Genomic DNA, 12,832 nt, shown 5'->3' with positions numbered 1-12,832 from the left:
GTCACTTGAAGGAGAATTACCATGAAACGCATCAATTATATGCTGGCATTTGTTTTGGCGCTTGTGGGGTTTTTTGCAATCCCTGGCCTTTGTGCCCCCATCGAGAAGAACATCATTCTTGCAACCACGACAAGCACACAGGATACAGGCCTGCTCGATGTGCTCATTCCGGCTTTCGAAAAAAAGATGGGGTATTTTGTGAAGACCATCGCGGTTGGTTCGGGCCAGGCCATGGCCATGGGCCAGAAGGGTGAGGCCGATGTACTCCTTGTCCATTCTCCTGAAGCGGAGCAGAAATTTGTGGCCGAGGGTTACGGGGTAAATCGGAGACTCATCATGCATAACGATTTTGTGCTTGTGGGACCCGCTACCGACCCAGCCAAAACCAGGGGGACGAAACCCACGGTAGATGCATTCCGGAAAATTGCCGCCTCGCAGAGCCTTTTTATGTCACGAGGCGATAACTCGGGTACCGATGCCAAGGAAAAATCAATTTGGAAAGCGGCGGGTACCAAATATCAAGGCGAGAAATGGTATCAGGAGACCGGTCTTGGTATGGGCCAGACCCTGAACGTGGCGTCCGAGAAGAAGGCGTATACGCTCACCGATCGGGGCACGTACCTGTCTCTCAAGAAGAACCTGGGTCTTGAAATACTCGTCGAGGGGGATGCCGTGCTGCTTAACATCTACCACGTGATCGAAGTGAACCCCTCGAAGTGGCTTAAAGTGAACGTGGAAGGCGCAAAGGCCTTTTCCGATTTCATGGTGTCGCAGCAAACCCAGGGCCTTATCAAGACATTCGGCGTGGAAAAATTCGGGGCGCCCCTTTTCTTTCCCGACGCAGGCAAGAAAGACGAAGATCTCGGGAAGTAAATGGAACTTATCTTTGAAGGCATAAGAAAAGCGTTTGTCTTGCTCTTTACCCTGGACCCTGAGGTCATGGGCATTACGTTTCTCTCGCTCAAGGTGTCGGGCGCGGCCACGCTCGTGAGCCTCGTCATAGGCATTTCCGTGGGGACGGTGGTTGCCCTTTCCAGCTTTCCGGGAAAGAAGCTCGTTGTTAGTCTCATCAACACGGGCATGGGCCTTCCGCCCGTGGTCGTCGGTCTTTTTGTTTCCATACTCCTCTGGAGAAACGGCCCGCTCGGTTTCCTGGGCATTCTCTACACACCGCTCGCCATGGTCATCGCCCAGGCCATCATTGCAACACCGATCGTCATGGGGATTACCGTTGCCGCCGTGCAACAGCTTCCAAAGAAATTGAGGCTTCAGATTCTCGCACTCGGCGCCACAAGGGTGCAGATGGTTTGGACCCTGATCAATGAGGCGAGACTACCGCTCCTCGCTGCAGTCATGGCCGGTTTTGGCGGGGTCATCTCCGAGATTGGGGCCTCAATTATGGTGGGCGGCAATATCAAGGGGTATTCACGGGTGCTCACCACGGCCACGGTCATGGAAACAGGCAGGGGCAATTTTGAGGTCGCCATCGCGTTGAGCATTATTCTGCTCGCTCTTGCTTACGCCATTAACTTTATCCTCACCCACATCCAACAGAAAGAAAGACCTCGATAACATGTCCGGCAAAGAATCGATTCATCCTGCAGACACAGTGGTTCCCGTTCTTGAAGGAAGAGGTTTACGGGTTGCGAGAAGCGGTTTTTCAATCCTCGAGATCGATCTCATCTTGATTGCCGAAGGTGAAGTTCTCTCTCTTGTCGGTCCCAACGGGGCGGGCAAAACCACACTGCTCGTGGCCCTCTGTTTACTTACTAAATCGCTTGAAGGGCAGATCTTTTTCCGAGGCGAAAAGGTCGGCGGGGGGATGTCTGTTGATGCCTATCGGAGAAGGATCGCCATGGTTTTTCAAGAGCCGCTCCTTTTCGATACCACGGTTTTTGCCAATGTAGCCTCGGGCCTCAACTTCCGTAAAACAAAGAAATCGATGACGAAGCGGATCGTGGATGAGAATCTCGAACGGTTTGGCATCGCACATCTAAGAGACCGTTCGGCGCGAACGCTTTCAGGCGGGGAAGCGCAGAGGGTAAGCCTGGCCCGCGCCTTTGCCATCGCCCCGGATATCCTCTTTCTCGACGAACCCTTCTCAGCCCTGGACCCGCCCACGCGCGAATCTTTGATAAGCGATTTCGAAGCGATCCTCGGCGAGTCACGGACGACAACGATTTTTGCGACCCACGACCGCATGGAGGCGCTCAGGCTTTCAGACAGGATTGCCGTTATGAACAACGGAAAGACCCTACAGATTGGCTATCCGGAAGAGGTAATGAATCATCCGTTAAATGAATTCATTGCATCTTTTGTCGGTGTGGAGACGATCCTTAGGGGAAGAGTGGCCCATGCGCAGGAAGGGGAGATTGTCGTGTCCGTGGGCAGCGAACAGATTGAGGCGATCGGTGACAACAAACCCGGCGAACAGGTGATCCTCTGTATCAGGCCCGAGAATGTCACGCTTTTGGACGGCTCTTCGGATGCGCAAACAAGCGCGCGAAATCATTTTCCGGGCGTGATCAAAAGGATTACCCCGCTTGGTCTTCATTACCGGCTCGAAATGGACTGCGGGTTTCCCCTTGTGGCCTATGTGACCAAACATTCGCTGGAACATATGTCTCTCTCCGCTGATAAGAAAATTGCCGCGTCCTTCAAGGCCACAGCGGTCCACGTGCTCAAGGCAAAAGGGTAAAATTATCTATAAGAGGGTGCCATGCCGGGGCCATGTCTTGATAGAACGATTCGAACGATCGGTAATATAGTGCACTGAGTGCGACGGCGTAATTTTCTGTTTGCGATTGCCCGATATACGCTAAACAAGATAGAACAATTTAGACCCCACTCGTTTCAATTGGTCCCGGAAAGGATAGTGATATCATTTACAATCTGACGGTTCTGGTATGGGACGACTGCATCTGAAGTAGAGAAAACCATTCCCGCAGCCTCTGGAAATCTACTTGACTTGATATGACAAACTCGTTAGAATCTCATTATTGAGTATTCAATAAAGCCAAACGGGGAGGTTTGTATGAAAAAGGTTCTGTTTCTGTCTTTCGTCGCTTTCATCATAGTCGGTTTCAGCACGGCAGCCCTTGCGGACCAGAAGAATTATGGCTGTGGTCTCGGCTCTATGGCCTTTGAAGGGAATGATGGGCTCATTTCCCAGATCTCGGCAGCTACAACAAACGGCACTTTTGGCAATCAGACCTTCGGTATAACTTCAGGCACGTCGAACTGCGCGCAGTACTCAACCTGGACCTCGAATGAAAAGGCGAACGTTTTTGTGGCAGACAATATGGACAGCCTGGCACGGGATATCGCAAAGGGTGAGGGAGAGCACCTCGACACGCTCGCATCGCTTCTGAATATTGCGGAGAAAGACAGGACATCCTTCAACGCCAAACTCCAGAAGAATTTTTCCCGCATATACACATCTCAGTCCGTGACCAGCACGGAGGTAATCAGGAACATAGAGACTGTTATCTCTTCTACGTAAGTTTTCTGACCTGAGCCGTCTAAGGGAGATGTGGCGCCCGAACAGGTGCTGCATCTCCACACTTCTCACCTGCCTTATCTTTCTTTGTGTCAATATCAATGCTGGTCTTCGCGCAGAGGAGACCTCCTACCTTGAGTCTGTTCTGAATAATGCCCGCGAGATGGGCCTTTCCAAAGATCACTACTGGCACATTCTGCTTCACTACAAAAGAGGCCTTGGCGGTTTTAGAAGCCTCATCGATGATCCAAAATTCTTCCTTGCACCGGACGGCAAGTATGACCCCGCGGCAGAGCTCGATGCCACGATCAGGGCCATCTTTCATACTGAAACCGGTGACACAAAGCCTGCTGTCTGCACATTCGTGGCACGCTATGAATGGATTAAAGAGAAACTCCATCTTGACGAGTCACGAATTCCCCGTCCTGAATGCAGAAATTTCAACACGCCTATCAAATCTTTCGATAATTTCGTCGATGACATTAAACCTGAATCGGTCACCCTGGTTTTTCCTGACGCCCACATAAACAGCCCCGCCTCCATGTTCGGTCATACCCTGCTCGCCGTTGAGACTGCATCGAAAAGCAAACTCCTCGCCTATGCAGTCAACTACGCTGCAGTTACCAAAGAGACATTCGGCCCTCTCTATGCCGTTAAGGGTCTTTTTGGTTTTTACAGGGGATACTTCTCTACTCTCCCCTACTACGGCAAATTACAGGAGTACGGCGATATCGACAGGAGGGATATCTGGGAGTACCCACTCGATTTGACCAAAGACGAAACAAAAAGACTTCTCATGCATCTCTATGAACTCGACAACATCTATTCCGATTATTATTTCTTTGATGAGAACTGTTCCTACGATCTGCTCTTTCTTCTTGATGCCGCCCGTCCGTCCCTTAACCTGACTGACAACCAGGGCGTATGGGTGATCCCCCTTGATACGGTTAAGGCAATCAAGAAAAAAGGTATATTTCTCGGGGCTGAGTACAGACCCTCCCGGACATCAAAGATAGAATATCTGGCATCCCTGTTGCCGAAGGAGGGCCAGGTAAGAGTCCGTATGCTCGCGATGGGCGAGATCGAGCCTGACGGCGAACCCGGACCGGGGGTCTCACAGGCGCAAAAGATACAGATCTACGACCTTGCTATCGAGTACCTCCAGTATCTTCATACGAGCAAGCAGGTATCAAACGATACCTATACCCAAAGATTTATGAAAATGCTACGGGCCAGGAGCGCCTTAGGAGGGCCTCAAAGCGAAGAACGCTCAATCCCCGTTCCACCGAGGCCGGACGAGGGGCATGATTCAAGCCGGATAGGGTTTGCGATTGGATCTAAAATGAATAGACCATTTCAAGAGGTAAGTTATCGGCCTGTCTACCACGGCCTCCTGGATAATGGAAAGGGATATAAAGAAGGGGCGCAGATCATATTCGCAGATACCGCTTTGAGGTATTATTCTCAGGACGATAAGCTGAAACTGGAGAGCGTCGACGCCATCAATATTGTTTCCCTCGCTCCACGAGACCTTTTCTTCAAACCAATTTCATGGAAGGTGGATACCGGTTTGATACAGAGAATCATGGAAGACGGCAAAGATCACATGATCGCTCATCTCAATCCGGCGGGAGGATTTACGTGGAAGAACAGGCTTCTTGGCCTATATTATTTTATGATGGAGTCGGATTTGGATGTGGGCGGCGCCTTCAAGGAGAAGTATGCCCTGGGCGCCGGCGCTTCCCTGGGGCTTATCCGGAATATGACCGACTTCTGGAAAACACATCTTTATGTGAGAGACATCTACTACGGATTGGGAAACGAACACAACCTTTTTGAGGCAAGGCTTATTCAGAACCTTGTTCTTAGCACGAATTCGAGTATCTCTCTCGAGGTTGCGAGAAGCAAGACCCGTGAGTTCTATCAGACCGAATTCAAGTGCGGCCTCAATCTTTTTTTCTGAATGAAGAAGAACTCTGGAATGCATTTGCAAGATGTTATCGCGAGAATAGGCGTGTGATGAACCGTAAAGGTTATCTTCTTTGCGTCCTGGCTCTGCTAACGCTTGCGACCCTCCTTGGTTGCCGGTCACAGCTTATATTCCAGCCTGATAAGGAAATCAGGATAACCCCGGCTGATGTTGGCCTTGCCTACGAAACAGTTTTTTTTGAAACAAGCGACAAGGTAAGGATTTCAGCGTGGTGGATGCCTGCGCAAAAACCGATCGCGGTGGTGCTCTTCTTCCACGGCAACGGCGGAAATATTTCTCATTTCCTCGACTACGCGGTAGTCTGGAACAGACTGGGACTCAGCACCCTTTCCGTTGATTATCGCGGTTATGGATTGAGTGCGGGCCATCCCACGGAGCAAGGGACGTACCGGGATGCTGAAGCGGCCTGGATCTATCTTGTGGAGCAGAGGGTCATAGACCCGCAGGACATAATCATCTATGGAAAATCTCTCGGCGGATCAGTTGCGGCTCGGCTTGCTCAAACTTACACGCCTGGCTTGCTCATCGTCCACTCTTCCTTTACCCGGATTGCCGCCGTAGCGCACGATCTTTTTCCATGGGCCCCGGCGGGACTTATCCTCGGCAATGCCTACAATACTCAGGAATACTTGAAAAGCGTGCGATGCCCTGTTCTTGTTATCCACAGCCGCGATGACGAAATAGTCCGCTTTCATCACGGGCAGGAACTCTATGAGATAGCCCTGGGTAAAAAAGAGTTCCTGGCCTTATCGGGCTCGCATAACGGAGATTTTTATCAGTCTCTTTTGGTGTATGAATCGGGATTGAAGGACTTTATCAATAAGTACCTTCCATCGAAGTGATCGACCGGCACGTGCCCTACGATTTTTTTTCATCCCTCCCGGTACTCTGGAGATCAACTTTTACACGTCTCTTGCTTGCGGCTATGCGCAGACATCACTCTGACCTTGCCGCGTATCCTGTGGCGCCCTTAAGATGTGCAATGAAATCGGCCACGGTTTGTTTAGCAGCGTACTCCCATTCTTCGTGCAGGAGCTTGCCCTGATCTGCCTCTAACATCCCAAGGTCCGTACATCTTCTGAAATCCGATGACCTGTACGTGAACCTGCGTGCCCACACTCTTTTCTTATCCGGTGTAAACATCTCGGCATCGGTACTTATCGTGAGACCCGAGGCAGGGGCGACCCGTGCACGTACCACGCGGAATGCGATGAGGCATTCATTTTGGGCCTCATTAGTTCTTAAGACGTTATTATCAATATACATTTTAGGCCAATCGGATATTTCGGACTGTGCCGTCTCGACAAATCTGCCCATGACGATCTCGCTGTAGTCAGGCAGTTGCACCCGTACCGACAGTTCCTCTCCGGCGTTCGACTCAAGAGCAAGGGTCGTTGCGGCCGCTGCACCTGCCCCGATACCTCCGGTAAGAACGGCCAGTGGGTAGGAGGTAGCTGCGGCTACCTTTGAACCGGAAGTCGGTTTTCTTAGCTTCACAGGCTCGAAGCGGGCCACTTTTATGGATGCAGGATTACCGAGCATCTGCCTGTCAAGGCGTTGCTCAGGGGCGGCGCACCCCTGCAAAACCATGATGATTGCGGATATCAACAGCAGACTGAATCTAAAAGGTAAATTCATGACTCCCCCTTCACGAGTTTCAGTTTGTTTGTCTGCCCACGGTCAATTGTATTATTGAAAATTATTATATCTAAATGGTCTGACAGTCAAGTTCTTTTCATGGGAGGGATTGAACAAGACCACGAAGCTCACCATTGCCTGGCCATGGCGCTGTAGGAACTGTGTCATGACGAGCAAGAGATATCGTTGACATTATCCCGAGGAGGTCTTAGTATGCTTCTACACGCGGCATAAAGGTTTTCTCATTCCAGGATGTCCCCTTGGGGGACGCCTGAGACATAAAAGCGGAGGTATGAAATGGCGGATAAACTCACAATACTTGGCTTTGCTGGAAGTCTCCGGAAAGGGTCATTCAACAGAATGCTGCTCAGAGCCGCCAGCGAGCTTGTCCCGGAGCAACTACAACTCGACACATTCGACCTTGAGGGCATTCCCCCCTTCAATCAGGACTTTGAGAACGATCCTCATCCCACGGTAAAGGCGTTCAAGGAGAAAGTAAAAGCGGCGGATGGACTGCTCATCGTAACGCCCGAATACAACTATTCTGTGCCGGGAGTTCTGAAAAATGCCATCGATGCCGCATCCAGACCTTACGGTACAAGTCCATTTGAAGGAAAACCCGTGGCCATCATGGGTGCCTCAATCGGTATGCTTGGCACGGCCCGGGCGCAGTATCATCTAAGGCAGACCATGGTCTTTCTCAATGCGTTTCCTTTGAACCGTCCCGAGATTATGGTACCCTTCGCCGAAAAGAAATTTGACGAAAAGGGGAGACTCGCCGACGAAGCGACGCGGGAAAAAATCAAAGAGCTTCTAGCTGCGTTGGCGAGGTGGGTGCAAAAGCTGAAATAGGCAGGGTTTTTGGCCTCGTGAGATGATGGCCGGTCTTACTATTGTTCTTGAGAAACAGGAGAAGGTGGCCTTGTTTCGGCGCGCCTCCTCCTGTTTATATGCCCGTTATGATATGTTCTTTTTCAGCTCAGCCAGATACTGGGTGAGTTCTTTGGGAATTTTCTCGCCAAACTGGGCGTAGAACGTCTCGATCCCTTCGATCTCTTTTTTCCAGTGCTCGCCTTTTATCTCGAAGAGCATATCGAGAGTTTCCTTTGAGATATCGAGGCCGCTCAGGTTGAGATCGGCCATCTCCGGCATGTAGCCGATGGGTGTCTTTTTCGCCGATACCGTTCCCTTGACCCTGTCCATCATCCATTTAATCACGCGGAAGTTGTCCCTGAATCCCGGCCAGACGAACTTGCCCTGAGCGTTTTTCTTGAACCAGTTTACGAAGAAGATCTTCGGAGGATTTGTGAGCTTGCTGCCCACGGTCATCCAGTGGCGGAAATAATCTGCCATGTTGTACCCGCAAAAAGGAAGCATGGCCATGGGATCACGCCTCACCACACCTACCTGGCCGGCTGCAGCAGTTGTTGTCTCGGAGCCCAGGGACGACGCTTTAAAAACTCCATGGTTCCAGTCGAAACTTTCACAGACCAGGGGGACCGTGTCGGAGCGCCTTCCTCCGAAGAGGATGGCCGAAATCGGCACGCCTTTGGGGTTATCGAACTCTTTTGAAAGGGTAGGGCAGTTGTATGCCGCTACGGTAAAACGGGAATTGGGATGGGCCACAACCTTGCCCGAGGCGGCGTCCCAGGGATTACCCTGCCAGTCGAGAAGATGGGCGGGGGCCACGTCGGTTAATCCTTCCCACCAGGGGGAATTGGTGTCCGTGTCGAGGCCTGTGTTGGTGAAGAGCGTGGGGTAATATTTACCGGCCTTGAGCGTCTTTATCATCTGAGGATTTGTCTTGTCCCCGGTTCCAGGCGCCACGCCGAAGAACCCGGCTTCCGGGTTAATCGCATAGAGCCTGCCATCCGGACCCACATTGATCCAGGAGATATCATCTCCCAACGTGGTGACATTATAACCTTCGAGAATGGGATCGATCATGGCGAGATTAGTCTTGCCGCATGCGGAAGGAAAGGCGCCGAGGATATACATGGTTTCCTTGGTCTTTTTGTCTTCCACGCCCATAATAATCATGTGCTCGGCGAGCCAGCCTTCCTGGCGGCCCTGGTAGGACGCTATTCTCAACGAAAAGCATTTCTTGCCGAGGAGCGCATTACCACCGTAGCCGGAACCAATGCTCATAACAAGGTCTTCCTGGGGGAAGTGCATGATGTAGCGCTTATTGGGATCGAGCTCGCCGATGGAGTGAAGGCCTTTCACAAACTTATCCGACGAGCCTATCCTGTCGAGTATCTTTTTTCCTGCCCTCGTCATGATATACATGCTCACGACTACGTAGATCGAGTCTGTGATCTGAATACAGGGTTTTGCATAAGGAGATTCAGGATGGCCCATCATGTAAGGGATCACATAGAGCGTGCGACCTTTCATACAACCGTCAAAGAGTTTTGAGACCATGGTCTTGGCCTCTTTCGGTTCCATCCAGTTATTGTTGGGACCGGCTTCTTCTTTTGACGTCGTACACACAAAGGTGAGCTGTTCTGTGCGGGCCACATCGTTTGGATGGCTCCGATGGAGATACGAATTGGCGAAGGCCTGGGGATTCAATTCCCGAAAGGTTTGATGGGGGCCTGTCTTTTCCTTGGTCATCCCGATTTCGATAAGCCGCCTCATTTCGTCTTCTGTGCCCTGGACCCAGTATACCTTATCCGGCTTGGTCAGGGCTGCCTGTGCTTCTACCCATTTTTCAACCGCGTTTGCCATGACTTACTCTCCTTGGGACTTTATTTATTTGGTTTCGGAGCTAAAACTCTCCGTGATCCAATCTTGCTTTCAACGCCTGGAGAATTAAACCTTATTGTCATTTCTGGGGAACCTGATCACGCGAAATCCCGTATACGCTACCGAAAATCCGGTTGTGAAATAGTACACATAATACTATATCCGATTTTATGACTAAAGTATAGCAAGAATCAAGTGTTATTTTATCATGAGTGAAATTATATGAAACGATTGGATAAAGTGTGATATAGTAGACGGATCATATTCTGAACACATCGGGTATCCATGGAAAACAATGACAGCCTGAAAAGAAACGCCCTTCTTGTTGCCTCGCTCAGCTCATTTCTCACTCCCTTTATGGGTTCCTCGGTGAACGTGTCGCTCCCCACCATGGGGCGCGATCTCTCAATGGACGCCATTGCGTTGAGCTGGGTTGCGACCTCCTATATCCTCTCCGCTGCAGCGTTTCTCGTGCCCTTCGGCAGGGCATCTGATATATACGGAAGGAAGAAAATCTTTACCTGGGGCATCATTATCGACAATGCGGCTTCGATCTTCGGGGCCCTTGCCCCGTCCGGCTCTATCCTTATATTCTGCCGGGTGCTTCAGGGGGTGGGCGGCGCCATGATCTTCGGCACAGGCATCTCCATGGTCACAGCGGTGTATCCTCTTCAAGAGCGTGGCAAGGCCCTGGGCATCGTACTGACCACTACCTACATAGGGCTTGCGGCGGGTCCTTTTATCGGAGGATTTCTTACGACCCATCTTGGCTGGCGGAGTATCTTTCTCTCCAATGTCGTGATCGGAGCTGTCATCCTGACTACGACCCTCTGGAAAATCAAACAGGAGTGGGCTGAGGCCCGTGGCGAGTCGCTCGATCTGACGGGGTCCGTGCTCTACGTATTTTCCCTGGTGCTCAGCATGTACGGACTTTCTCTCTTACCCCGATTGATCGGCCTCATACTCGTTGTGCCCGGCGTCGCAGGCTTTGTCTTATTCGTGTTCTGGGTATCGAAGGCACGCTATCCTGTGCTTGATTTACACCTGTTCCGACACAACCGGCCATTTCTTTTTTCTAACCTTGCCGCGCTCATTAACTACAGCGCGACTTTTGCCGTGAGCTTTCTCTTGAGCCTCTATCTGCAGTACATTATGAAGTTCAGCCCGGAACATGCCGGGCTCATCCTCGTGGTCCAGCCGTTTGTGCAGGCGGCCCTGTCTACCATGGCGGGAAAGATCTCCGACAGGGTAGAGCCGCGGGTCCTCGCGTCTGCCGGCATGGCATCCCTGTTTGTGGGGCTTCTATTTTTTGCTTTCCTGCACAGCACGTCGACTTTGACGTATGTGGTTCTTGACCTGGCGCTGCTCGGCTTCGGCTTCGCCCTCTTCATAGCGCCGAACACCAATGCGATCATGAGTTCAGTAGAAAGGAAATCCTACGGGCTCGCCTCCGGTATTATGGCGACCATGCGGCTCGTGGGGCAGAGCCTGAGCATGGGGGTTGTCATGTTTACGTTCATGCTTCACATGGGCAAAAGCATGATCACCGAGGAGAACCATCCACAGTTTCTTCAGAGCATGAAGATATCGTTCCTGATCTTCGCCGCGCTCTGTCTTCTGGGCATGTTCGCGTCGCTTGTGCGGGGCAAAATTCGAAGAGAAGAGGCGTAAATCCCGCTCACCCTGCGGCAATGATTGGGTTTCTAAAGTTTTCGTCGGGGATGATCCGGTAATCCTCTTGTGCGTGAAGTGTAAAGCTCTTTACGGCACGGCCGCCGTCGGTCACCCACAGACAGGCAAAGGCCGAACGAGGCGTATTCAGTAACCTCTTTCCCGGAGGAATCTTAGTTGAGTACGTTAAAGCTTGCGGGGATCCTCTGTTTACATATCGGACAGACGGGTTCTATCAGCGTATAAGTCTTACCGAAGATATCTATCTTTCTAAAGAATACCCCCGGAGCATTGTAAAGCTCTTTTTCGGTATAAATCTTACCGCATTCACAGACTGGATACTCCTGCCGTATGGTTCCTCCGTGAAATACCTGGTCCGCACAGATCGTAATCTTTTGTTTTTCAGCTGTTGTCATAATACTAATATAATTCTCCTTACGCCCATACGCAACATTGTACCCTTTTTATCGCGTAAGCTTCATTTTGATTAAGGAAAAAGGTGCAGATTGTGAGATTATTGCAGGATAGAGCGGTAGACGCCATATTGGGCCCCGAAATGGTGGGCGTCAAGTAGGCCTATAACGAAAAGACGTGCCGGGGAGAACAAAGCCGTGTTATTCGCGGTCCTTTTTCTTTCTTCGTTTCTCCGCCTGTGCTTCTTTCTCCTGTTCGTAGATGTCTTCGGTTAAAATCGCTACCCGTTCGCGCCAGCGCGGGTCCTTCTGGTTGAGTTCTACTTCCTCGTAGAAGTCCGATATGCTATGAGTCATGAGCTTGTAAGGGTCCTTTTCAGCTTCAATGTCGAAGAAGGTGTGCCTTAGCTCATGGCGCAGGATCCTCGTCCTGTCTTCGTCGGTAGTATTGTCCCAGCATTTTTTGTCCAGGGTGATGATGTAGTCGAACCCCTCAATTACTTCCACTTCGTCCTTTGTGAGGTGGCGTATAAGGTCGTTTGTCTTCATGATCCTGCCAAGAACGATCCTTCCCCCCGACTTCCTCTTTTTCAGGTCAAAGAGCACCTTGATCTTGGCATTCTTCAGTTCGGGGAAGTCCTTTGCCCTCACTGTCTTAAGCAAGTTGAGCGCTGTCGACGTGACCTCTTCATACCGTAATCCCATGTAAAAGCCTCCTCATGCATGCAAGATGATGAAAATCAACTTAAATAACTATCGACCGGTTCGAACCGTGTCTGCTCGCCCTTCTTAGTGCCTAATTCTCAACGGCTCACATGGGATCGCCCGCACTCGCTCTGCGAGGCTGACGATACTTCTGCGCTTGACGGAATC

Annotated in this window: 12 protein-coding genes; 8 read left to right on the top strand and 4 right to left on the bottom strand. The window is 51.0% G+C overall.

The genetic code is table 11. From position 1 onward, the window contains the following. Positions 1–21: 21 nt before the first annotated feature. The 6 genes from VMT62_10800 to VMT62_10775 all read left to right on the top strand — a co-directional run bounded on the left by VMT62_10800 (position 22) and on the right by VMT62_10775 (position 6,331). Positions 22–873, top strand: coding sequence for a substrate-binding domain-containing protein (locus VMT62_10800; protein HVN96910.1), 852 nt, complete (start codon positions 22–24; stop codon positions 871–873). Further along, a complete protein-coding gene (locus tag VMT62_10795) occupies positions 874–1,572 on the top strand; it encodes an ABC transporter permease (GenBank protein HVN96909.1) in 699 nt (232 codons plus the stop codon). Position 1,573: 1 nt separating this feature from the next. Then, the gene (locus VMT62_10790) at positions 1,574–2,698 is read left to right on the top strand and encodes an ABC transporter ATP-binding protein (GenBank protein ID HVN96908.1); all 1,125 of its coding nucleotides are present in this window, start codon (positions 1,574–1,576) and stop codon (positions 2,696–2,698) included. 336 nt (positions 2,699–3,034) lie between these two features. Beyond that, complete coding sequence (locus VMT62_10785) at positions 3,035–3,502, top strand: DUF3015 domain-containing protein (GenBank protein ID HVN96907.1); 468 nt, start codon at positions 3,035–3,037, stop codon at positions 3,500–3,502. A gap of 28 nt (positions 3,503–3,530) precedes the next feature. Continuing rightward, positions 3,531–5,462, top strand: coding sequence for a DUF4105 domain-containing protein (locus tag VMT62_10780; protein ID HVN96906.1), 1,932 nt, complete (start codon positions 3,531–3,533; stop codon positions 5,460–5,462). 56 nt (positions 5,463–5,518) lie between these two features. Next, a complete protein-coding gene (locus VMT62_10775; GenBank protein HVN96905.1) occupies positions 5,519–6,331 on the top strand; it encodes an alpha/beta hydrolase in 813 nt (270 codons plus the stop codon). A gap of 94 nt (positions 6,332–6,425) precedes the next feature. Here VMT62_10775 and VMT62_10770 read toward each other — a convergent pair whose 3' ends face one another. Then, on the bottom strand, positions 6,426–7,127 hold the full coding sequence (locus VMT62_10770) for a hypothetical protein (protein ID HVN96904.1): 702 nt from the start codon (positions 7,125–7,127) through the stop codon (positions 6,426–6,428). Positions 7,128–7,424: 297 nt separating this feature from the next. Between VMT62_10770 and VMT62_10765 the strand changes: the two genes are divergently transcribed. Beyond that, positions 7,425–7,979 carry an NAD(P)H-dependent oxidoreductase gene (locus tag VMT62_10765; GenBank protein ID HVN96903.1) on the top strand — a complete coding sequence of 185 codons (555 nt, stop codon included), beginning with the start codon at positions 7,425–7,427 and terminating at the stop codon, positions 7,977–7,979. 105 nt (positions 7,980–8,084) lie between these two features. Here the strand turns inward: VMT62_10765 and VMT62_10760 are convergent, their stop codons facing one another. Continuing rightward, positions 8,085–9,857, bottom strand: a complete 1,773-nt coding sequence (locus VMT62_10760) for a phosphoenolpyruvate carboxykinase (GTP) (protein ID HVN96902.1) — start codon at positions 9,855–9,857, stop codon at positions 8,085–8,087. Positions 9,858–10,160: 303 nt separating this feature from the next. Between VMT62_10760 and VMT62_10755 the strand changes: the two genes are divergently transcribed. Then, positions 10,161–11,546, top strand: coding sequence for an MFS transporter (locus tag VMT62_10755; protein ID HVN96901.1), 1,386 nt, complete (start codon positions 10,161–10,163; stop codon positions 11,544–11,546). Positions 11,547–11,719: 173 nt separating this feature from the next. Here the strand turns inward: VMT62_10755 and VMT62_10750 are convergent, their stop codons facing one another. Both VMT62_10750 and VMT62_10745 read right to left on the bottom strand, forming a co-directional pair. Then, the gene (locus tag VMT62_10750; protein HVN96900.1) at positions 11,720–11,962 is read right to left on the bottom strand and encodes a hypothetical protein; all 243 of its coding nucleotides are present in this window, start codon (positions 11,960–11,962) and stop codon (positions 11,720–11,722) included. 198 nt (positions 11,963–12,160) lie between these two features. Continuing rightward, positions 12,161–12,664, bottom strand: coding sequence for a putative metallopeptidase (locus VMT62_10745; GenBank protein HVN96899.1), 504 nt, complete (start codon positions 12,662–12,664; stop codon positions 12,161–12,163). Positions 12,665–12,832 lie beyond the last annotated feature (168 nt).

The sequence above is a fragment of the Syntrophorhabdaceae bacterium genome, assembly GCA_035541755.1.
Classification (GTDB): domain Bacteria; phylum Desulfobacterota; class Syntrophorhabdia; order Syntrophorhabdales; family Syntrophorhabdaceae; genus PNOF01.
This window is presented reverse-complemented; position numbering and strand designations above follow the sequence as displayed.